At 44.4% G+C, this 23,847-nt stretch carries 18 protein-coding genes; 12 read left to right on the plus strand and 6 right to left on the minus strand.

All coding sequences use genetic code 11. The annotated features are described in order from the left end of the window. Positions 1-33 precede the first annotated feature (33 nt). On the minus strand, positions 34-2,718 hold the full coding sequence (locus DWX23_RS23595; RefSeq protein WP_122376305.1) for a calcium-translocating P-type ATPase, PMCA-type: 2,685 nt from the start codon (positions 2,716-2,718) through the stop codon (positions 34-36). Positions 2,719-2,963: 245 nt separating this feature from the next. Here DWX23_RS23595 and DWX23_RS23600 point away from each other — a divergent pair, with 245 nt between their 5' ends. After that, entirely contained in the window at positions 2,964-3,461 is a 498-nt protein-coding gene (locus DWX23_RS23600) for a DUF4251 domain-containing protein (RefSeq protein ID WP_122353390.1), read from the plus strand. Here DWX23_RS23600 and DWX23_RS23605 read toward each other — a convergent pair. Next, on the minus strand, positions 3,421-4,377 hold the full coding sequence (locus tag DWX23_RS23605; protein WP_122376306.1) for a TIGR01212 family radical SAM protein: 957 nt from the start codon (positions 4,375-4,377) through the stop codon (positions 3,421-3,423). The genes DWX23_RS23600 and DWX23_RS23605 overlap by 41 nt on opposite strands. Positions 4,378-4,543: 166 nt before the next feature. Between DWX23_RS23605 and DWX23_RS23610 the strand changes: the two genes are divergently transcribed. From DWX23_RS23610 to DWX23_RS23620, 3 genes are all read left to right on the plus strand, one after another. Then, complete coding sequence (locus tag DWX23_RS23610) at positions 4,544-6,718, plus strand: S9 family peptidase (protein WP_122376307.1); 2,175 nt, start codon at positions 4,544-4,546, stop codon at positions 6,716-6,718. Continuing rightward, complete coding sequence (gene lipA, locus DWX23_RS23615) at positions 6,718-7,563, plus strand: lipoyl synthase (RefSeq protein WP_122376308.1); 846 nt, start codon at positions 6,718-6,720, stop codon at positions 7,561-7,563. Before DWX23_RS23610 ends, lipA begins: the two co-directional genes overlap by 1 nt. A 64-nt stretch (positions 7,564-7,627) precedes the next feature. Beyond that, entirely contained in the window at positions 7,628-8,746 is a 1,119-nt protein-coding gene (locus DWX23_RS23620; protein WP_122353394.1) for a hypothetical protein, read from the plus strand. 11 nt (positions 8,747-8,757) lie between these two features. On the opposite strand, the gene DWX23_RS23625 is transcribed toward DWX23_RS23620, so the two are convergent. Continuing rightward, on the minus strand, positions 8,758-9,252 hold the full coding sequence (locus DWX23_RS23625; RefSeq protein WP_122353395.1) for a metallophosphoesterase: 495 nt from the start codon (positions 9,250-9,252) through the stop codon (positions 8,758-8,760). A gap of 24 nt (positions 9,253-9,276) precedes the next feature. Next, the gene (locus tag DWX23_RS23630) at positions 9,277-10,230 is read right to left on the minus strand and encodes an Rpn family recombination-promoting nuclease/putative transposase (protein ID WP_122376309.1); all 954 of its coding nucleotides are present in this window, start codon (positions 10,228-10,230) and stop codon (positions 9,277-9,279) included. A gap of 688 nt (positions 10,231-10,918) precedes the next feature. On the opposite strand from DWX23_RS23630, the gene DWX23_RS23635 reads away from it, so the two are divergent. The 6 genes from DWX23_RS23635 to DWX23_RS23660 all read left to right on the plus strand — a co-directional run bounded on the left by DWX23_RS23635 (position 10,919) and on the right by DWX23_RS23660 (position 20,608). Continuing rightward, positions 10,919-13,957, plus strand: coding sequence for a TonB-dependent receptor (locus DWX23_RS23635; protein WP_122376310.1), 3,039 nt, complete (start codon positions 10,919-10,921; stop codon positions 13,955-13,957). Positions 13,958-13,969: 12 nt separating this feature from the next. After that, the gene (locus DWX23_RS23640; RefSeq protein WP_183668983.1) at positions 13,970-15,481 is read left to right on the plus strand and encodes a RagB/SusD family nutrient uptake outer membrane protein; all 1,512 of its coding nucleotides are present in this window, start codon (positions 13,970-13,972) and stop codon (positions 15,479-15,481) included. A gap of 32 nt (positions 15,482-15,513) precedes the next feature. Further along, positions 15,514-16,509 (plus strand): endonuclease/exonuclease/phosphatase family protein, encoded by a 996-nt coding sequence (locus DWX23_RS23645; protein ID WP_122376311.1) that lies wholly within the window; start codon positions 15,514-15,516, stop codon positions 16,507-16,509. Positions 16,510-16,667: 158 nt separating this feature from the next. Continuing rightward, positions 16,668-18,737 carry an RNA degradosome polyphosphate kinase gene (locus DWX23_RS23650; protein ID WP_122376312.1) on the plus strand — a complete coding sequence of 690 codons (2,070 nt, stop codon included), beginning with the start codon at positions 16,668-16,670 and terminating at the stop codon, positions 18,735-18,737. Positions 18,738-18,747: 10 nt separating this feature from the next. Continuing rightward, positions 18,748-19,428, plus strand: coding sequence for a hypothetical protein (locus DWX23_RS23655; protein WP_122376313.1), 681 nt, complete (start codon positions 18,748-18,750; stop codon positions 19,426-19,428). Positions 19,429-19,624: 196 nt separating this feature from the next. Beyond that, positions 19,625-20,608, plus strand: coding sequence for a DUF4837 family protein (locus DWX23_RS23660; RefSeq protein ID WP_122376314.1), 984 nt, complete (start codon positions 19,625-19,627; stop codon positions 20,606-20,608). A 22-nt stretch (positions 20,609-20,630) separates the two neighbouring features. Here DWX23_RS23660 and DWX23_RS23665 read toward each other — a convergent pair whose 3' ends face one another. Next, entirely contained in the window at positions 20,631-22,019 is a 1,389-nt protein-coding gene (locus DWX23_RS23665; protein ID WP_122376315.1) for an rRNA cytosine-C5-methyltransferase, read from the minus strand. 52 nt (positions 22,020-22,071) lie between these two features. Between DWX23_RS23665 and DWX23_RS23670 the strand changes: the two genes are divergently transcribed. Both DWX23_RS23670 and DWX23_RS23675 read left to right on the plus strand, forming a co-directional pair. Further along, positions 22,072-22,776, plus strand: coding sequence for an SAM-dependent methyltransferase (locus DWX23_RS23670; protein WP_122376316.1), 705 nt, complete (start codon positions 22,072-22,074; stop codon positions 22,774-22,776). Positions 22,777-22,782: 6 nt separating this feature from the next. Next, positions 22,783-23,358 carry an acyltransferase gene (locus DWX23_RS23675; protein ID WP_122376317.1) on the plus strand — a complete coding sequence of 192 codons (576 nt, stop codon included), beginning with the start codon at positions 22,783-22,785 and terminating at the stop codon, positions 23,356-23,358. Positions 23,359-23,521: 163 nt separating this feature from the next. Here the strand turns inward: DWX23_RS23675 and DWX23_RS23680 are convergent, their stop codons facing one another. Further along, entirely contained in the window at positions 23,522-23,788 is a 267-nt protein-coding gene (locus DWX23_RS23680) for a DUF6722 family protein (protein ID WP_229800992.1), read from the minus strand. Positions 23,789-23,847: the final 59 nt, after the last annotated feature.

Genomic DNA, 23,847 nt, shown 5'->3' on the forward strand with positions numbered 1-23,847 from the left:
TAGGTAAGGAGTCCGACCTGATAACACTATGTACTATTTCCTGATCAACCGACTGATACCTCTCGCTATCTCTCCGATCCAGAGAACCAGGGAGCTTAAACCGATAATGACACCCCAGTCTTTCAGGGATAAAGGCACTACGCTGAACATCTCTCCGCCGAACGTAACGATCAGATACTGGCCGATGATGATCAACAGGGCGACGAACAGGAAGCTCTTGCTTTCTTTCAGGTTTGCAAAAGCGGAACGGCCTTCCATGAATGCTTTCGCATTGAACATATTCCAGAACTGAAGCATCACGAAGAAACTGAAGAACCAGGATAAGTCGTGCGGTGTTAATCCGGTCTGGGCATGGAAGTAATACAATACGCCCATCAGGATCACAACAAAAGCGATACCTACTCCGAAGATGTTGTAAGCCATCGGGCGGGTAATGATAAAGTCGCCGTTTTTACCACTGCGGCGGGGTTTATCTTTCATTACCCGCTCGTTGGGAGGTAATGATGCCAATGCTCCGGCGGCAAATGTATCCATGATCAGGTTTACCCACAACATCTGTGTGATGGTAAGCGGCGATTCGGTTCCGAACAGGGAACCTAGTAATACGATCAGACAAGCGGCCACATTGATGGTAAGCTGGAATAAAAGGAACTTCTGTATGTTACGATATAAAGAGCGTCCCCACATGACGGCACGGGTAATGCTGCCGAATGAATTGTCCAGGATGGTAATGTCGCTGGCTTCTTTGGCAACAGAGGTCCCGTCACCCATAGACAAACCTACCTGGGCGGCTTTTAAAGCCGGGGCATCGTTCGTACCGTCGCCGGTTACGGCAACGACAGCTCCTTTTTTCTGTAATAATTGTACCAGGCGTTGTTTGTCGGTCGGACGGGCACGGCACATGATCTTCAGGTCGAGCACACGGTCGAGTGCTTCTTCGTCCGTCAGTGCTTCGAATCCGGGGCCGGTAATAATGTTGCGGTCGGTGTCTTCCGGTTTCCATGTACCGATCTGACGACCGATCTCACGGGCAGTACCCGGTGTATCGCCTGTGACGATCTTGACGTCGATGCCGGCATTCAGACAGCTTTGTACGGCTGCCGGAACATCTGCACGGACAGGGTCGGAGATGGCTACGATACCTAGATAGGTCAGGTCGGTACCATGCAAACGTCCGTTGACGAAATAAGCATCATCCTTCCCGTCTTCAATGATCTGGTAAGCAAAGCCTAATGTACGCATCGCCTGGTTCTGATAGTCCAGTAATTGTTTTTCGATGTCTGCCTTGCAGGCTTCAACCGTTTTGTAAGTACCGTCGGCTGCCACCCGTTGGCAGTTGGCTAGAACAATTTCGGGGGCACCTTTCACATATAATACTTTTTTACCTGACAGAGGCGACTGTACCACTGTGGCCATATACTTCCGTTCGGTAGAAAACGTAAGCTGTGCTAAAACCGGGGCTTCTTCGCGTAATGTCAGATAGTTCTGATTCTGACTGTTCAGCCAAAGCAGTAAAGCAGCCTCGGTTGGATTACCTAGTGTTTTCACCTTATCTTCCGAGAAGTCGAGATAAGCGGTCGAGTTAACGGAAATGCCTTCTTTGATGAGGTTGCTCAACTCGTCATCTCCCAATTTCTGATCTTTGAGATTGTAGAAGTTCGTTTGGTAAACCTGCATCTGGTTTTGTGTCAACGTACCCGTTTTATCCGTACAGATCACCGTTGTCGCTCCCATGGTCTCACAGGCATGCATCTTGCGGACCAGGTTGTTCGTCTTAAGCATGCGGTTCATGCTCAGGGCAAGACTCAGGGTTACACTCATCGGCAGACCTTCCGGAACGGATACAACGATCAGCGTTACTGCCACCATAAAGATGTTCAGAATATGCGAGATCAAGTCCATCACCGGCATACCGGAGGATGTCATCAATAATTTTGCGAGTAAGGCGATGAAGGTAAGTCCGGCAACCGTGTAGCCACCTTTGCTGATGACACCGGCAAGCCCTTTGAGCTGTATCTGTAGCGGTGTTTCCACGTCGCTTTCTATCTGCGAGCCTTCATATACTTTTCCGTAGCCGGTGGCGTCGCCTACCAGCTCGACTTTCATCACTCCATGTCCGTCGACAACCGTTGTGCCGCGCATCACCATATTGGATGGATAGGTCGCTTCGTGATCGAACTCGGCTTCGTTGGTGGTTTTGCTGATGATCGGTTCGCCTGTTAATGTCGATTCATTGATCTGTAGAGAGATAGCTTCCAACAGATGACCGTCGGCAGGAACTTCCTCTCCGGTTTCCAGTACGACGATGTCGCCGACAACGACTTCTTTTTTAGTTACCTGGCAAATATTCCCTTCACGGATCACTTTGACGAACGTATCGTCGTTTACGGTATTCAATACATCGAACGCTTTGTTCGCTTTCATTTCGAAGAAGAACCCGACACACGATGCCAGCATGATAGCAAAGAAGATACCGATCGGTTCGAGGAAGGCTGTAAAACCTTTCGCTTCCGGTCCCCAGCAATGTACGCCGGCAATGATCATGGATAGCAGCCAGGCTACCAGCAGGATCTTAATGATCGGGTCGTTAAACTTTTCAAGGAACTGGCTCCAGAGAGAGGCTTTCTCCGGAGGTGTGAGGATATTTTCGCCGTGGAGGCGCCTGCTTTCTTCAACTTCTTGTTTGGTTAATCCCTGATACTGATGTTTTTTCTCCATAAATTTGTTTAATCTGATTCAGAAAATGAGTCAGCAAATTACGTAAAGTTGGCGGACATACGCAAGTGCTTTGGTTTTTAATTGATGATGTAATTTATTATTTTATGTGCTAGTATTTTAGGAAAATGGCAGAGTAATGGTTTGTTAACCTCTTGTTGTGTTAAATTAACGGGTTGGATATAAACTTTTGGCTTCTCTAATTGTCTTATATATAAAAGGAGAATTGTGTGTTAGTATTTAAGGTTATGAAGAATGTTAGGTTATTTTGGTTAATAGGGATTGTCCTTCTATTTGCAGGGCAATCCCTTTATGCTCAAAGTAAAAAAGAAAAGAAAGAGCAGAAAGCCAATGAAGTGAAAGAATTAATAGATAGTAAACGGTTTACAGTGAATGTAAATCGTGCGATACCCATGGGAGGACGTTCGGTTAATCTGACTTCTCCCTACTCTTTGGAAATGCGCGGTGACTCGGTTATTTCCTATCTTCCTTATTTCGGAAGGGCATATTCGGCTCCTTATGGTGGCGGTGACGGGTTACGTTTCGAAAAATCAATTACCGATTATCAATGTTCTTTTAATAAGAAAGGAACCGCTCAAATACAGTTTCGTACCCGAAGCGATGACGATACGTTTGCATTCAATGTGCAGGTGTTTTCAAATGGCTCCGCGACAATCAATGTGACGCCTGTCAATAAACAGAACATCACATTCTATGGGGAACTGGCTCCTGAGAAAAAGGAATAAATAATCGTCCTTGCCGTGCATTTCTTTCGGCAATACGCTTATTGACCTTCGCTGTAAATTCGAAGTTCTTAAGTCCCCAGTCGGGAGCGATCAGCAGCTCTTTGGGGGATTGCGATACAAACCTCTCTACTACAATAGAGGGGTTTAATTTTTCTATGAAGTCGATCACCAGGTCGATGTATTCGTCGGCCGTGTACAGATGGAACTCTTCCGGGTGTTCGGCATATTCTTTCGCCATGCGGGTGTTGCGTATCAGTTGCAGTTGATGCAGTTTCAGCGTCGTGACCGGTAAAGCAGATAACCGGTCGGCATGGTGTATTATTTCTTCCCGGCTTTCTCCCGGCAAACCTAGGATCAGGTGGGCCCCCGTATAAATACCTCTTTCCGCTGTCCGCCGGATAGCTGTTTCCGATTCTCCGTAGGTATGTCCGCGGTTGATGCGAAGCAACGTTTTGTCCTGCGTGCTTTCCAGTCCGTATTCTATCATCACGAACTTTTCTTTGGAAAGGTCTGTGAAATAATCCAGTAGGTCATCCGGCATACAGTCCGGACGTGTCCCGACGATCAATCCGACCACGCCGGGGTAGGATAACGCTTCCTCATACTTCGCTTTCAGCGAGCTCAGTTCGTCATATGTATTGGTATAAGCCTGGAAATAGGCGAGATACTTCATTTCCGGATATTTACGGGAAAAGAAACGGATGCCTTCCTCCAATTGTTCGGTCACACTCTTTTCCGTATGACAATATTCCGGGCTGAACGTTTGGTTATTACAATAAGTACAACCTCCCCATCCCTTCGAACCGTCGCGGTTCGGACAGGTAAAGCCTGCGTTTATAGAGATTTTCTGTACTTTATAAGGGAATACTTTCCGTAGGAAATCTCCGAAATCGTTATAAGGTTTTACGTTTTCCATGCGGCAAAGGTAATTTATAATGGTTAATGACCAATGTCCGGTGGTTAATTTAACGATAAAATATCCCGGAAACGCTATCCGGGTACATAATTTACCTTTAACGGCTAAGGGTTTACCATGAGAAAATACTACCTTTGCAGCCTATTCAAAATAAAAAATAGTATTCATGAAACGATTGGGTGTTGGTTTCTTGCTTTCATTGGCGATAATTGGAAGCGTATCTGCTCAGAATGGGAGCAAGCGTGTAGATTTAAAAGAAATTACAGATGGAAAGTTCCGTCAGGTAACCGCTATTGGTGAAATGCGGTCGTTACCGGATGGCGAGCATTATACGGCAATGAATAAAGACCGTAGTATGATCATTAAATACTCCTATCGTACAGGTAATCCGGTAGACACTTTGTTCAATGCCCGGACGGCCCGTGAATGTACGTTTGATGATTTTGACGGCTATGATATCAGTAGTACAGGCCATCATATACTGGTTTGGCGGGACACAGAGCCGATTTACCGCCGTTCTTTCAAAGCGATGGTTTACGATTATGACGTACGGCGTAACTATGTGAAACCGTTGTCCGATTCGAAAAATAAACAGATGATTCCGACTTACTCGCCGGACGGACGTATGTGTGCTTATGTGGTGGATAACAATATATGGGTTCGTAAGTTTGATTTCGATACCGAAGTACAGGTAACTAAAGACGGTGAACTGAATAAGGTGCTGAACGGTATTACCGATTGGGTATATGAAGAAGAATTTGCCGTTACGAACCTGATGGCCTGGTCTCCGGACAGCGAATACCTGACTTATGTCCGTTTCGATGAAAGTGAAGTGCCCGAATATTCCATGCAGATGTACGGCAACGGCCTGTATCCCGGATATTACAATTTCAAATATCCGAAAGCTGGAGAGAGCAACTCGAAAGTAACGGTTCATTCTTACAGCGTAGCAACGAAAGATATCAAAGAACTGAAAATACCGGTAGAAGCGGATAGCTATATTCCCCGGATCACGTTCACAACTAATTCGGATCAGTTGGCTGTCATGACTTTGAACCGCCAGCAGAATCTTTTCAATATGTATTATGTAAATCCGAAGAGCGGCGTATCCCGCCTGATCCTTCGTGATGAAAATAAATGTTATGTCGATTCCGAATGGCTGACTTCTATCCATTTCAACCCGAATGGATTTACGTATGTGAGCGAACAGGATGGTTATTCCCATATCTACTTGTATTCGCCGACAGGAGTTATGCAGCGCCAGGTGACGAAAGGCAATTGGGATGTGACCCGTTTGATCGGATATGACGATGTTGCCAAGGTAGTATATTACGAGTCGGCAGAAGAAAGCCCGTTGCGCCGTTCTGTCTATAAAATAGACCAGAAAGGTGTTAAGACGAAGCTGTCGGAAAGCGAAGGTACGAACAGTGCCGACTTCAGTGCTAACTATGCCTATTTCGTAAATAACTATTCGAATGCCAACACGCCTGCCGTGATCACCGTAAATGAAACGAAGTCGAAGAAAGTGTTGCGCGTGTTGCAGGACAATGCTGCCTTACGCGAAAAACTGGCAAGTACATCATTCTCCAAAAAAGAATTTTTCAAGGTGCATACAGCTTCTGATATAGAGCTGAATGCCTGGATTGTAAAACCGGTGAATTTCGATGAATCGAAGAAATATCCGGTACTGATGGTGCAATATAGCGGACCTAATTCGCAACAAGTACTGGATAAATATGGTTTTGACTGGGAACATTACCTGGCTGCGAACGGAATTATCGTAGTCAGCGTGGATGGCCGGGGAACCGGTGCACGTGGTGAAGCCTTCCGTAAATGTACATACCTGCGGATGGGCGAATTGGAATCCAGAGACCAGGTGGAAGCCGCACAGGCTTTGGGCAAACTGCCGTACGTCGATGCAAAACGCATTGCCATCTGGGGCTGGAGCTTTGGCGGATATAATACATTGATGTCGATGAGCGTGGGTAACGGTACATTCAAGGCCGGTATCGCTGTCGCTCCTCCGACAGACTGGAAATATTATGACTCGGTATATACCGAACGTTTTATGCGTACGCCTAAAGAAAACTTCTCGGGCTATGCTGCAACTTCACCGATCCGGCTGGCAAAAGACTTACAAGGTAAGCTGTTGCTGGTACACGGAACTGCTGATGATAATGTACACTTCCAGCAGACGATGGATTATGCAGAAGCATTGGTACAAGCCGGTAAACAGTTCGATATGCAGGTTTACAAAGACCGTAATCACAGTATTTACGGAGGAAATACCCGATATCATCTGTATACCAGGATGTCTAACTTCTTATTTGATAACTTATAATGTCAGAACATGTGAGAAAGCCGGATTGGTTAAAGATCCGGCTTGGTGGGAACGAGCAGTTTACAAAGACGAAAAGTATTGTTGAGTCGCATTGTCTGCATACCATTTGTACGAGCGGCAAATGCCCGAATATGGGAGAATGCTGGAGCCGGGGAACGGCCACGTTCATGATAGCGGGTGAGATATGTACCCGTTCCTGCCGCTTTTGTAATACGCTAACAGGCAAGCCGTTGCCGCTGGATCCGAAAGAACCGGCCAATGTAGCGGAAAGTATTCGCCTGATGAACTTAAAACACGCAGTGATAACGTCGGTCGATCGTGACGATCTGCCCGACCTGGGAGTCCAGCATTGGGTTGATACGATCCGGACAATCAAAGAAGTAAACCCGGATACGACGGTAGAAGTCCTGATACCTGACTTTCAGGGACGCCTTGATCTGGTCGATCAGGTAGTGGCAGCCGCTCCCGAAATCATATCGCATAATATGGAAACAGTGCGGCGTATCAGTCCGCAGGTTCGTAGTGCCGCCAAATACGATGTCAGCCTGGCTGTCCTGTCACGCATTGCAAAACAGGGTGCTACGGCAAAAACCGGTATCATGGTCGGCCTGGGAGAAACCCCCGGAGAGGTATACGAACTGATGGACGATGTGCTGGCTGCAGGTGTTTCCGTATTAACAATTGGTCAATATTTACAACCATCCAGAAAAAATATTCAAGTAACTGAGTATGTGACCCCCGAACAGTTTAATGTCTATAAATCAATCGCTTTGGATAAAGGATTTCGTATGGTAGAGAGCGCTCCGCTGGTTCGTTCCTCTTATCACGCTGAAAAGCATGTTTAATAGCGAAAACTTTTAACACATTGGGTTGTTATATATTTAAAGTGCGAAGAAAGGGGGAAAGGGTATGAACAAAGTTAAGAAAGGTTTAGACAATCAAGCCATTGGTCTGTTGCCATTGTTGCTTTTTATGTTCTTGGATAATTATTTTTCTTATCTGTTGTCTTTCATTATCGGCGTTACCTTTTGTTTTGTATGTATTTTTCTTTATCAGGTATTGAGTAAGGATAAAGTGTATCAATTTTTATTGTTACCTTCAGCTATTACGCTGGTGTTGTATTCTGTCTTTCTCTGCCTGAAACTGGAACCCGTACTATTCATTTATTCTCCGTTGATTACGGAGGTGTTGTTGGTGGTGGTACTTGCGTTTATCGGTTTTAGCCGGCGCTCTGTACTGAAAAAGATAAGAACATCGACACACCCGACTTACAAACGGACTTTGATGCGTACTACGTTAAATGAGTTTTATTTCATTGCCCAGTTGGTTCAGAATTTGTATACATTACATCTATTTGCCATTTTGGTATACAGTATCCTGCCGGATACGATGCAAAGTGTGCGCGTGGAACGTTTCCTTTACAGGGAACTGGGGGTATTGATCGGAGTACTGGTCATTCTTTATGAACAGATACGCTTATCGTTGATGCAAGGTAGTTTACAGAAAGAAATGTGGTTACCGGTGTTGAATGACGGAGGAAAAGTCATCGGTTGTATTGCGCGTTCGGTCAGCCGTTCGTTACCGAAGAAATACTATCATCCGATCGTCCGCGTAGCAGTTATCCATAATGGAATGCTTTATTTGATGAAAAGGAGTAAAGATGCATTCGTATCGCCGGATACGATCGATTATCCTTTCCATAGTTATGTACTATTCAGGCACAGTATCGAAAGTACGGTGCGTGAATCGGTAGGTGAACTTGCTGGACAGCAGGATGTGAATCCTCGTTTTCTCATTCGTTATACGTTTGAGAACGAGAAGGTGAAACATCTGGTATCGCTTTACGTGATCTGTCTTCGTACGGAAGATCAGCTGAGTCAATGCAAGCGGGCAGGTGGAAAACTCTGGACTGCCAAGCAAATAGAAGAGAATCTGCATACCGGCGTATTCAGCGAATATTTCGAGCAGGAGTTCTCTTATCTTCAGAATACGATCTTGTTGGCAGAAAACTTCTGCTGTGGTAAATAACCGGGTATCCTTTAACGGATACCCAGTTCGATCACTTCGAGGTCTTTCATATTTTTGCCGTCGATGACGAAGCGGACCAGGGTACGAACCTGATGGAAACCGCTTTTACCGGCGGCGCCTGGATTGATATACAGACAATTCAGGTACTTGTCAAATGCAACTTTAAGAATGTGCGAGTGACCCGCTATGAACAAGTTCGGGCGGGTATCGTACAATTCTTTGCGGATAGCCGGGTTGTAACGGCCCGGATAACCGCCTATATGCGTCATCATCACATTTACGTCTTCTACTTTGAAATGAGCTACTTCGGGATATTCCAGCCGGAGTGATTGCCCGTCTATATTTCCATATACTGCCCGGAAAGGTTTCAAAGCAGCCAACCGTGCCGCCAGTCCATCCGAGCCTATATCACCAGCATGCCATATTTCATCGCATTCCGAGAAATATTCTGCATATTTATCATCCCACCAGGCATGAGTATCTGAGAGAAGTCCTATTTTAATCATATTTGTGTTATTACGTTAATGCTGTTATCTAAGGTTCTCTATCTGTCCGACCGGCAATCCTGTGCATCTTGCAATGTCGGCAGCCGCTATGCCCATACGTTTCATATTGGAAGCCGTCTGGAACAGAGCTTCAGCTTTGCCTTTGGCTTCGCCCTCGGCAAGCCCCTCTGCTTTTCCCTCTGCCAGTCCTTCGATGCGACCTTCCCATTTGGCGGTGTCGAGAACATCGTTCTGGATCATAATCACGTTCAGATGCTCGTCATACGCATGTCGCTCGCTTGAAGACATCGAGTAGTACTTCAGTTTCTCACGGGCTTCACGAAGGCCCGGTGTTGTCGTGTCCGGGCGGATCGTTCCGTCTTTCAGATACTTGATCCATTCATCCAAAGGCGTCGAGGCGACCTTGTCGAACTCGTTTACGCGGATCAAAATGTACTCAGGGAAGATTGAAGACGGGAGACGGGTGACGACTGCATCACGGTCGCGGGTGTTGATACGCAGCCGGTCGCCGGTATGCACACCGGTGAAATGGTTCTGACCGTGGTAGATATAGTCTGTCCCCACACCAAGGTCGAAATACAGGATACTGATGGAGTAGACCTTTTTTACTTTCTGATAGCCTTCACCCAGCGAGATATGCTCAGTGATGGCTTTGGCCACGCCGTAGAGAATACGTTCGAGATAATGAACTTCACGGGTGTTCTGGATTTCGACGATGATGATTTCGTCTTTGCTGTTCAGCGCCTTTATATCGACGCGGTTAAACTTGTCGTCGGCACTTTCCTGATTGCCTTCGCTTTCGAGGATCTCAAGTATCCTGACCTCTTCACGCAGCATAACGGTAAGGAAACCGTTAAGCACATCGAAGTTGGCCTTCTGGCGTAACAAACGCTTGATTGCCCAATCAAAACGGATATACCGGTCCTGTAACTCTTTTCTTTCCTCTTCTGCCATGATTTTCAGATCTGACTTTTTCATAGTAAGGTGTTTTATATGTTATGTAATACGCAAATATATGCATAATTATTAATGAACAGGTTATTAAAATGGAAGAAATATATTTTACCGGACACAGATTTCGGGACTGTCGATCTTTTATTCGTTTGTGTCTTTTTTCAAGGGATATAGCGAATATGTGAATTATTGTTCTTATATTTGGGTGTTTGCAAAGAAGTATTCATATAATTTTAAAACAATGCCTATGGTATAAAACTGTCTAAAAGACATATTAAGATATAAAAAACGTAAAGTTTATTTAGAAGGTGCTGAAAAACTACCACTTTTAGATGCCCCCTTCAAAGTACACTGGACGTTCACGTTTAGGCGTGGACTTCATTGTTGTATTATAAGGGGAGCGGGTTGTGGTAGACCTTTCAGGACCGTAATACAAAAAAACAATGAGTCCACGTTTTTTTATTGGTCTTCCCTTCTCTCTACTTTGGACTCCCGGCGGGTAGCCGGATATCAAACCTTGTTTAGTACTATTCCTTTCCTATAGGATTCTGATGTAGCAACGTGAATGTTGCCGAATGAATTATTATGAAAAGCGGACACCGATTTGTAGCAAGAATGTGTGATGAATGTCATTAACCTGTCTCCGGATTGAAATGTTGTCTTGCTTATTTTGTTCCGCAAATAAATCAAATTTATTATTATTTTAAACAAAATGGATCGAGAGAAGAATGTGTCCCATTTACTGGGAATTTTATGCCTTGCCGTAGCGTTGCAGTTTTTTCCTGCACAAGTATGGGCGGAGACCAATGTACTTCCTGTTGTTAGCCAGCAAAAATCGTATGCTCTAACGGGGAATATTGTGGATGGAAAAGGGGAGCCGATAATCGGAGCCAATGTTGTGTTAAAAGGTTCTGCGACTGGTGTCGTGACCGATGTGGATGGGAATTTTTCAATGAATGTATCGGAGAAAGATGTCCTGATGATTTCTTATATAGGATACAATTCACTGGAAATTCCGGTAAAAGGGCAAAAAAGCTTGAATATCGTAATGAAGGAGAATGTAGAATCATTGGATGAAATCGTGGTTATCGGTTATGGTACAATGAAGAAAAAAGATTTGACAGGTTCCGTATCTGCCATAAAAGCCGATGAAATTACGGCCTTTACCGTATCCAATCCTATTCAGGCTTTGCAGGGGAGAGTTCCGGGAGTTGTCCTTTCACAGAATACCGGAGATCCGTCGGGAGATTACTCGATCCGTATTCGAGGGGTTAATTCGATCAAAGGGGATAATTCTCCGCTTTATATCATTGACGGAATACCTGCGAGCACGTCTTCTATCAATACATATGATATCGAATCCATGGAAATCCTGAAAGATGCGTCGGCTACGGCTATTTACGGTTCCCGTGGAGCGAATGGTGTAGTTTTGATAACGACCAAGAAGGGGAAAACCGGGAAAACGACAGTTTCTTACGACTTTGAATATGGCTTCCAGAAGCAGATAAAAAAGTTGGATTTAATGAATGCTCAGGAGTGGGCGCGGTTTTATAATGAATATCTGGTCAATGCAGATATTTTGAGTGAAGCTCCTTTTTCCGAAACGGATATTGCAGCAATGGGGAAAGGGGTAGACTGGCAGAATGAAGTATTTCAGAATGCTCCTATCTCGAATCATAATATTAATGTATCGGGGGGAACGGATAATTTGCGTTATTTCATAAGCGGTTCAGCTATGATGAAAGACGGCTTGATCCATAACAGTTCGTATGATAAATACAATTTACGTTCGAGCCTGGATTTGAAAATGAGCAAGATGGTCAGTGCTTCGTTGAACATGGGATATTCGCTGATAAACCAGATGAACCAGTCTGACGGAGGAGGTAACGGAGGTTCTTCTATGATCGGTGCCACTTATTCTGCCGCACCGGTATTTTATCCGTACGATGAAAGTGGTAATTATAAGGATTTGCGTTCCTGGTATTCCTGGTCGTCGCATGAAATCAAGAACCCCATTTGCATGGCTTATGAGGCAACTTACAAGACTGTTACGAACCTGACGAATATCAATGCCGCTATCAACTTCCAGCCGATCAAAGGCCTTTCTGTGAAAGCGACTTTCGGTCTGGAAGGTTTGGATTCACGGTATGACGCTTATACGACTAAAAAGTATATTTACCAGAATAATTCCGCATCCGTGAACCATAAACGGTCTACTAATGTGATAAATGAGGATATTGTGAATTATGACTTTACCGTGAATAAAATTCACTCATTCAATCTGATGGGTGGTTTTACTTATCAGCAGAATGTTTATAAATCGATAGCCGCATCCGGTAATACATTCCTGAGCGATGTCCAGCAAACAAATAATCTGTCTTCGGCAGGAACGGTCAACACTCCTTCTACCTCTTATTCCAAATGGGCGTTGATGTCTTATCTCGGACGTATCAACTATTCTTTTAATGGTAAATATCTGGTGACTGCCAGTTTCCGCGCGGACGGATCGAGCCGTTATTCGGCAGGTTCGCGTTGGGGATATTTCCCTTCGGGAGCTGTGGCATGGAGAATATCCGAAGAACCTTTTATGAAACAGTTTGAAAAAGTGACCAATCTGAAACTTCGCCTGGGATATGGCCGTACAGGTTCGAGTGCCATCGATCCGTATATGACACAGAATTTATTGAATACAGGAAAGACGGCGACAGGAACTGAGAATGTACCCTACTATGCGCCAAGCAGCACTTTCCCGGAAGATCTGAAATGGGAGACAACGTCTCAATGGGATGTCGGTGCCGATCTGGGCTTGTTCAACCAACGGTTACGTTTTACAGCCGATTATTATTATAAAAAGACGACTGACCTGTTGAATACGGTATCGTTGCCGTCTTCATCCGGATATTCATCGACAGTCCGGAATATCGGAAGTATGAGTAACCGGGGAGTCGAACTTTTGGTGGAAGCGGATGTCGTACAAAAGAAGGATTTTGGTTTTACAGTCCAGTTTAATATTGCACATAATAAAAATAGAGTTGAAGAATTGGCTGGCGGAGATGATATTTTAGGTACGACTTACAGTAACTATGGTTCTGGTTCTATAACCATTATTCGCGAAGGAGAACCTTTAGGGGCGTTTTATGTATATAAAGATGCCGGATTAGATGAAAAAGGCTCTCTTTCTTATGTCGATATGAATGGTGACGGTCAATATACAGATACGGAAGACCGATATATCGCGGGATCGCCTTTTCCGGATTTTACGTATGGTTTGAATTGCGGCTTTCGCTATAAAAACTGGGATTTCAATTTCTTTCTGCAGGGAAGCCAGGGAAATGATGTCTTTAACTTGAGCGAGATGAGGAATTATTCTTATGGCCAGGGTATGAATATCGAGCGTAAGGTGTATTATGAAAGTTGGAGGGAAGGACAGGATAATTCTCATGTCGCCTATCCGAAGATTGAGGCGGTCGGCTCTTTGAAGTACTCAGACCGTTTCATCGAGAATGGTTCTTATCTGCGTTTGAAAAATGTCAGTCTGGCCTACAATTTCCCTTGTGAAAAATGGAGTACCCGGAATTGGCTTAGCGGTATCCGGGTGTTTGTAAGTGCCCAGAACTGGTTGACCTTTACCAAGTATAACGGGGTGGACCCGGAGGTGAGTTCAAAAGCGAGTGATGTCAATGCCGGTATCGACCATTTGACTTATCCGAACAGTAAAACGTTTTCAATGGGTTTAAGTGTCAAATTTTAAAAATCAGAAACAATGAAAAGTAAGTTGTTATTATCAATAGTGGCCTGTCTCTTTGTTTTTCAGGCGTGCGACAATTGCCTGAATGAGACGAAATATACATATTCGATTTCGAGCGAAACATTTTATAATACACAGGAAGAAGCGAATGCTGCGGTATTGGCTCCCCTGGATGTGATGCGGTCGGCTTATAATTCTAATTTTTTCGCTACGCTGGAAATCAATACGGAGTACTGTTATCCGAAAGGAGTTTACCAGACTTACAAAGCATACAACGGTTTTGTAAATTCTACTCATATCACGCGGAGTGAATCTAACTGGACGAATTTATATAAAGCGATCATGTATTGTAATACCGCGATAGAGAAACTTCCGTCGGCAACGGAGATGACCGAGACGGAAATTACAGCCTATTTAGGGGAACTGAGATTCCTGAGAGGATTCAATTATTTTAATTTAGTCAAATATTGGGGTGGAGTCCCTCTGAAAACCGAGGATAACATTACGATATGGGATGTGCCCAAAAGCTCGAAGGAAGATGTTTATGCTTTTATTATCGAAGACCTGAAATATGCGTTGGCTAATTGTCCGGATAAATCCAGATATCTGGCGACGCCGAATAAAAATGTGGTGAGAACATGTCTGGCTGATGTGTATATGCATACGGGAAACTATGAAGAAGCCAAAACTCTGGCTGGGGAAGTGGTCAATAGCGGAGTTTACTCATTGGTACAGGTCGGTGCTTCAAGGGATTTTGACAAAGTATTCGGGTATGACCTGACAACTTCGACGGAAGAGGTGTTTTATATCAAGACATCGCGGACAGACGGTAAAACCTGGGATTATCTGTCTTATACATCGCATCCGAAATATGAGATAGAACCGGGCAAGTTGATGTTGAATGGGAATGGTTATTTTACGCATTATACGGATTTGAGAAATCATGTGATATCTACCTGGGATAAGAATGATCTCCGTTATGCGCTGAATGTCGGCTTTTATATTTTTGGAGCCGATGCTTACGGAGAGTACACCTGCCTTTTGACAAAGTATTGGGATCCGAATTCACAAGGGGGAGGAGCGAATGTTTCTATTCCGTTGATCCGTTATCCGGATGCAATGCTTATTTTTGCTGAGGCAACGGCACGTGTTGCTGGAGGGCCTACAGAAGAGTCAATCGAAATGCTGAACCAGCTTCGTCGTCGTGCTTATGGGTACGATCCTAAAGTCCCGGATATGGAATTGGATTATAAATTATCGGATTATAAAACGATGGATGACTTTATCGATTTGTTGATCAGGGAAGAAACCTATGAGCACTTCAACGAGGGGAAACACTGGGATTTTATCGTCCGTTTGGGGAAAGCACAGGAACTGGTAGGAAAATATTATAATGTGGAAGACGGTTCATGGACGGAAATTAAGGAAAGACATTTTTTGTGGAAGATTCCGGATTCCGAATTCAATTATAATAAGGCGATGAATCAGTCTACCGACCAGAATCCGGGTTATACTTCTGCCGAATGAGTAAAATGTTAAACTTAAAATAGAGAATAGGAATGAAAAAACAGATTATTAACGGAGGGCGTATATTTTTTATGCTCGCGTTTATGTGGATAGCAGCCTGTCTTGTGACATCATGTGGCAACCGTTCGGATAAGGAACATGTACGTCTTCTCTACTGGAACATCCAAAACGGGATGTGGTCCGGACAGGGAGATAATTATGACGGTTTTGTCGAATGGGTTAAAAAGCAAAATCCGGATATCTGTGTCTGGTGTGAAGCTCAGACTATTTATAAGACGGGGACAGCTGACCCTATGGAGGCAGCAGATCGTTACCTGACAGATAATTGGGAGAAACTAGCCATGCGATATGGACATGCATATTGGTATGTAGGTGGTCACCGTGACAACTATCCCCAGGTGATAACATCTAAATATCCGATTAAAAATGTCTCGCGTATTACGGGGGCGGAGCCGGACAGTGTCGTTACGCATGGCGCTGGCTGGGCGCAGATCGAAATAGGCGGACAAACGGTCAATGTGGTAACGCTCCATACCTGGCCGCAAGCCTTTGCTTTTCGTGCCGAAGACCAGGATGCCAGCAGAGCGGAACACGGAGGAGACAAATACCGGCGTATGGAAATGGAATATATCTGTAAACAAACGATCGGATCAGTTCCCGGGGCAGCTGGCCAATACTGGATGATGATGGGAGATTTTAATTCGCGGTCACGAGTTGATAATACGGTTTACAAATATCCGGAGGTAGATACTCGCTTTTTAGTGCATGATTATATCCGTGAGAATACCCCTTATGTAGATGTGATCGCTAAAAAGCATCCCGGCGAGTTTAAGACCACGACGGGGGGAGAGGCGCGTATAGATTTCGTATATTGTACTTCTCCGCTATATGAACGTATTGTTGCTGCCGATGTCGTGACCGATACTTACACAAAACCGGTGCGCGATCCGGCAAATCTTTCAAACTTTTGGCATCCTTCCGATCATCGTCCCATTTTGGTGGATTTTGAATTGGAAAAAGGTAAATAAAAAGTGATAAGAGCTCATATTCGTTGGATTTTATAGAATTATGAGTTAAAAAAGAGGATCGGACAGCTCTTAACAGGGGTTGTCCGATTTTTGTATAAGTATCTATTTCTTTTATTCTGCAAAAGTCTCTATATTTACGCAGCTAAGAATAGAATACGATGGAGAATTCATATAAATACTTTAAGCGCGACATTAGTTGGCTCTCTTTCAACTACCGGGTTTTACTGGAAGCGGAAGACGATGCGCTGCCTATCTATGAGCGGATTAAATTCTTGTCTATCTATTCTTCCAATCTGGAAGAATTTTACGAAATACGTGTGGCGGAGCATCGTGGGGTGATCATGAAAAAGAATTTCACCGAAGAAAGCGGTGCCGAGGCCGAAGAAGTGTTGACCGAGATAACAGATGAAGTGAACCGCCAGCAACGGGAGTATTACCGTATCTTTTCGGAAAAGATACTGCCGGAGCTTAATCGTCAGAATATTTATCTTTATCAGGGAAGCGAACCCGAACCTTTCCATGAAGAGTTCGTGCATAACTTCTTTAATGAAGAGGTCTTTCCGTTCCTGTCGCCCGTCATGATACAGGCAGGGGATATCCGTACGTTTATCCGCGACCGCCGTTTATACCTGGTGATCCGTATGATAAAGAAGAGCAAGCGGAAGTCGGAAGGCGACCAGGCGCCTGAGTTCCATTATGCCCTGATGAAGATCCCTTATGCCAAAGTACCCCGTTTCATCGAGTTGCCCCAGCATGAAGGGAAGTTTTACATCATGTTCATCGACGATATTATCCGGACGAATCTGGCGAATGTATTTCCGGGTTATGAGATAGACAGTTGTTATAGTATCAAGATATCCCGCGATGCCGATATTTATCTGGAGGATGAGAAAGGGAATATCGTGGAAAGCATCCGTAAGAAGGTAAAGAAACGGAAGATCGGGGCGCTGAGTCGTTTTATGTACGATCGGGCGATGCCGGAAGATTTCCTTTCTTTTATATGCGATGCTTTCGGTATTACACGCGACGACCTGGTGGTTGGCGGGCGTTACCTGAATTTGCAGGACCTTGCCAAATTGCCCAATCCGAAAGGGAAAGAGTTGGAACAGAAGGTCCCGGCACCTATGCGTGTGCCTTATCTGGATGAGAAAGGTTCTGTATTCCGGGCGGTGAAGAAAAAAGATATTTTGTTGCATTTCCCTTACCAGTCGTTCGATTACCTGATCCGCTTTCTGATGGAGGCGGCTTTCGATCCGAAAGTGGATGAAATAAAAATCACCCAATACCGGGTGGCGGAAAATTCGGCGGTCATCAATACGTTGGTAAGTGCTGCACAGAATGGGAAAAAAGTGACGGTCTTTGTAGAACTGAAAGCCCGTTTTGACGAAGAAAATAATATGAGTACGGCCGAGCGGATGGAGAAGGCGGGGATACGTATTATATATAGTATTCCCGGATTGAAGGTGCATGCAAAAGTAGCTGTTATCGTCCGGAAAGATTCGGAGGATGGGAACAAACGGCGTGACTTTGCTTACCTCAGTACCGGAAACTTCAATGAGAAAACGGCACGTGTCTATTCCGATATGGCTTTACTCACCTGCAATGACGAGATCATTACGGATATAAACAAGGTGTTTGCTGTGTTGGAAGGTAAAATGTCGGAGCCTACTTTCCGCCATTTGCTGGTGGCGCGTTTCAATATGGTTCCTGAACTGATCCGTATGATCCACCGGGAGATTGAACATGTGAAACAGGGACGTAAAGGACGGATCGTCTTGAAGATGAACGGTCTGCACGACCAGAATATGATCAATGAGTTGTATCGTGCCAGCGAGAATGGGGTGGAGATCGATCTGATCGTGAGAGGTATCTGTTGCCTGGTTCCCGGCCAGCCTTATAGTGCAAATATCCGGGTAACACGCATTGTCGATATGTTCCTGGAGCATTCCCGTATCTGGTATTTCTATAATGACGGCAAGGAAGATGTCTATCTGACATCGGCAGACTGGATGCGTCGTAATCTGAACCGGCGTATAGAAACGGCTTTCCCGATACTGGTCCCGGAGATCAAACAGGAAGTAGTCGATATACTGAAGATACAGATGCGCGATAATGTAAAGGCTTGTCTGATCGACGAACAGTTGCATAATAACTTCAAACATAACGATGAGCCGGTGAAAGTCCGTTCGCAGTTGGCTATCTATGAATATCTGAAAAATAAATCGTGAATGAATTGATATGGATAATCCTTCTTCCCTGACCTTTTTCTTGTTTTGTTTCTGCTGGGTGGCGCTGATAGCTGGTGCCGTATTGGGCTATATTATCGGTGTCCGTATGGCACGCAGCAAAGAACGTCACCGGCTTGTCAAGGAAAAGATCAGGAAGAATAAGGTGGCTATTTATCATTATCAGAAAGAAAAATACGATTATATCGGGCAGATAAACCGCCTGGAAGAAGATCTGCGTAATCTGGCGGAAGAATCGGAGCTTTATAAAGAACGCATCGCCGATCTGGATTATTACCAGCGGAAAGTTCGGGAAAGCGAACAGATCATCAAACGTCTTTCGGCCGCATCGGAAGAGACGATCGAGTTGCCGACAGATGCTTTTTCTTTATTGATCCAGCTCAAACAAGATCCTGTCCGTACCAATCTGACCAAGCCGGAGTGGAGCGAATTGCTTTATACCACCGATCTTCTTTTCAATAATTTCCTGACGGAACTGAAACAGAAATCGGGTATAACCCGCCATGAAGAAGAAATTTGCTGCCTAATCAAATGGAACTTTCCCCGTAAAGATCAAATGGCTGTTTTTAATAATACCACCGATGCCCTGACCAAGTCGAAGAGCCGTCTGAAGAAACGGTTACAGCTGGACGATAAGACGGATTTGGACCAGTTTATCCGACTGTATCGATAAATTTTGATCCGTAATCTATTCTAATTGTCCTGCAAAGTGTATCTCCTATAGAATATATTGGTTTGTATTTTGTTGATATATAGTATTTTGTCGTTTTTCTTATTTGTCCGGTACTCTTTCTTCCTCTCTTTCTTTTTCCCTCTTACCTTTGCTGCCATAAACAATTAACTCTGAAATGGAATAAAGAATAATGCTTATGAGAACACAATGTCTATTTACCGTTTACCTGTTGGGATTACTGACTTTAATGAGTTGTAATAGCTCCATCGTAGAGAAACGCGCAACCGGTCTGCCTTATGAAATTCTGGTCGTTATGACCAGGGAGGTGGGAGAAAGTGAAGTTGGCGAGTTGATAAAAGAGCAGTTAAATGCTTCGGTAGCAGGACTTCCTCAACCGGAACCCTCCATGCGGGTTACTTTTGTTCCCAAGGAAACATTCAATGGTCTGTTGAGATATGTCCGTAATATTCTTATTATCGATATTGATCCGGCTAAATATACGATGGTGGCGTTGAACGGTTATAAGGATGAGTGGGCAAAGAACCAGGAAGTGATAAAACTCAATGCTCCGTCCGTCCATGAACTGGTGACTTATCTGACATTGCATGATTCTGATATAGTCAATCATTTTTGCAGTATAGAAAAGGGACGTCGTATCGCTATTTTAAAGGAGCATTACAGTAAACTAGCTATGGATAAAGCGCAGGAAAAATTCAATATCCATATCAATGCTCCGGAAGATATGACTTATTATAAAGATACCACCGATTTCCTATGGGTATCGAATAATGCTAATACCGGGCGTGTTGATTTGCTGGTGTATTCTTTTCCGTATACAGATGAAAATACGTTTACGGAGGATTACCTGGTAGCTAAGCGCGATTCTGTTTTGAAGCGAAATCTACCCGGTGCTTTCCCCGATTCATATATGGCAACCGAAACACGTGCCGGTCTGACTTATGAACCTATCATGCTGCATGAAAAATATTGCGGTGTGTTACGTGGCCTGTGGAAGATGGTAGGCGATAAGATGGGTGGTCCGTTTGTCAGCCATGCCTTTCTGGATACGAATAAACAACGTGTGATTGTTACCGAAGGACTTGTCTATGCTCCGGAAACAACCAAACGGAATTATATACGCAAGATAGAGGCGGCACTTCATACGGCGCGTCTGCAATAATCGTGTTTTCTCCTGTACCCGCCTATTCTCCGGGAAAGAGAATAACTTTATCCGGCAGATATCCGCTACGGATACGCCATTCCTGCGGGTACAGGTTGTTGGCACGGTTTCCTAAATGTTTGACAAAACCAAGTGGGAAATCGTTATAACAGACTAATACATATCCTTTTTCTATATCCGAAGGGAGGAGTAAGGCTTCTTTTTTCAGGTATTTGACAGCATCTGCCCAACTGACTTCGACGCGGGTAAAAGCCGTTTTGTTCAATGCGGTGCTTACTGCCAGGGAATGAGCCGGTAAGATGTCTTTCCCTTTTATTTCACCTATGCGTATTCCGGCTGATACTATTCGTAGCTGATTGGATATTAGTTGCCAGGTGTCGTAGTGAACGGTGGGGATGGCCTGTATGGTGTCGTTGAAAACTTCCATCCGGAAGCTGTCAGGCTCCTGCAACCAATTGTTTATAAGGGAAGGAATAGCTGGTGTTGCTTTTCCTTTATCTTTCTTACCTTTCCCTTTAGGACGAATTTCTTCTATTTCACCGGTTGCTTTACGCAGGGCGGCAAGGAAGAAACCTTCTCCTTTTGTTTTATGAGGGAAGAAACGGTAGACCGGGTGTGCATGGCGTAACGGTCCGGTGATCTGCCATTCTTCTTTAACAGGGATGGACAGGGCTTCGGCTCCCAGTTCTTCCAGTATGTAATGTATATTATCCTCGTTTTCTTCCGTGTTATAGGTGCAGGTACTGTAAATAAGTAGTCCGCCGGGTTTGAGTGCATTCCATATATCGTGGATGATACGGCGCTGGCGGGCGGCACAAAGGTTTACGTTTGCCACACTCCATTCGCCCGTGCTGTCGGTGTCTTTGCGGAACATTCCTTCGCCGGAACAGGGAACGTCGGTAACGATCACATCGAATAAATGTGTCAGGCGGCCGATCTCTTCCGGGTCGTTGTTGGTGACGATGCTGTTCGGATTACCCCATTTGGTCATATTTTCAGCCAGGATATTGCTACGTGTACGGATTACCTCGTTGCTGACCAACAGGCTTCCTTCGGGTAAAAGGCTTATCAGGTGAGTGGACTTCCCTCCCGGGGCGGCACAAAGATCCAGGCACTTGACCGGTCCGTCCACAAAGGTGCGAATGGCTTGTTCCAAAAACATCGACGAAGCTTCCTGTACATAATAAGCTCCTGCATGAAACTGTGGATCGAAGGTGAACGAAAGCCGTTCAGGCAGGTAATAGCCGGTTTCGCTCCAGGCGACCGGCGATGTTTCGGGCGCCTTTGTCCCTTTACGCTGATTTATACGGATACTAACGGGTACGTCCGCTTGTAATGCGGCTTCCAGTTTATCATATTCTTCACCTAATAAAGCACGGGTACGTGCGATAAATTCGATAGGAAGTGCCATCTTATTCTGTTTGTTTGGTGCAAAAATACTAACTTTGCAGAAAACTAACAGTATGCAAGCATCGCTTTTCCTTATACCGGTTACATTGGGAGATACCGAGCATCGGCGTGTTCTCCCGGAATATAATCGTGAAATCATTCTACAGATCAAACATTTCATCGTAGAAAATATACGTACCGCACGTCGTTTTCTGAAAAAGACGGAACCTTCTATCGTAATAGACGATCTGACTTTTTATGAATTGAATAAGCATACTTCTCCGGAAGATGTTACCGGTTATCTGGCTCCGTTGGCAAAAGGCGAGCATGTCGGTGTGATATCTGAGGCTGGTTGTCCGGCTGTTGCCGATCCGGGAGCGGATGTAGTGGCGATTGCACAACGGAAGAATTACCCGGTTGTTCCATTGGTAGGACCGTCTTCTATCCTGATGTCTGTAATGGCTTCCGGTTTCAACGGACAGAGTTTTGCCTTTCATGGTTATCTGCCCATCGATGCTTCAGAACGGACAAATACAATTAAAAAGCTGGAAGGGCGTATTTATTCGGAAAACCAGACACAGCTTTTTATCGAGACGCCTTATCGTAATAATAAGCTGGCGGAGGAACTGATCCGTACCTGTCGTCCGTCTACTAAGTTATGCATAGCTTCGGATATTACGTGTGAAGATGAATATATCCATACTCGTCCGGTGAAAGATTGGGCAGGGAAAGTTCCTGATCTGAGTAAGAAACCAACCATCTTTTTAATTTATAAATAATCAGTTATGGCAACTTTTCAGGCACATGAAACAGCAGTGATCGATCCCGGCTGTACGATCGGGGATGATACCCGTATCTGGCATTTCTCTCACATAATGTCGGGTTGTACGATCGGTGAACGGTGTAATATCGGGCAGAATGTTGTTATTTCGCCGGAAGTCGTCCTGGGTAATAACGTAAAGGTGCAGAACAATGTATCTGTTTATACGGGGGTGACTTGTGAGGATGATGTATTTTTGGGACCTAGCTGCGTCTTTACGAATGTTATCAATCCGCGAAGTGCCGTTAACCGGAAAGATCAATATATGAAAACGCATGTAGGTAAAGGAGCTACTATCGGAGCGAATGCAACGATTGTTTGCGGATATACTATCGGAGCGTACGCATTGATTGGTGCCGGAGCGGTAGTTACTAAAGAAATTCCGCCTTATGCCTTAGTCGTAGGTAATCCTTCCAAACAAATAGGTTGGGTGAGTGAATATGGGCATCGGCTCTATTTTGATGGGGATGGATTGGCTGTCTGTCCGGAAAGCGGGGAAAAGTATTTACTGAAGGATGGCGAAGTTGTTCGTATCGGATAAAAATAGAAAAGGCGGATAATTCCGCCTTTTAATATATCTTACTTTGTTATGTAAGTTGTTATTTTTCATGCCACCATCTTTGACCACTTGGAGTCATAAGCCAAATAAAAAAAGCTATACCTATGGCACTCATTGTAATACATAAATAGACAAATCCCATAATTTACTCCTTTCCTTTTAAAAATAAAGCAAAACTAAAAGCAGTCAAAATAATAACAGCTATAAATCCTGATACAAAAATAATCATTTTATCAATATTAAAATTTAATATGTTCGTTAAAATGATACCGCCGAATATCAACTTGGTGAGATCGTTGATGTATTTGCTGGCTTCCAGATAGATGGCCTTCCGTGTTTTTCTACTTACTTTCGGAAGTAACTTAAATGAATCAGGCGTTTTACGCCGATGAATCGTAGTAATATTTTTCATAGCTTATTCGTTTTGTTAATGATGTTGGCAAATGTATAAAAAGAAAGGCGGATAATCAA

It is taken from the genome of Parabacteroides sp. AF18-52, assembly GCF_003479145.1.
GTDB lineage: Bacteria > Bacteroidota > Bacteroidia > Bacteroidales > Tannerellaceae > Parabacteroides > Parabacteroides faecis.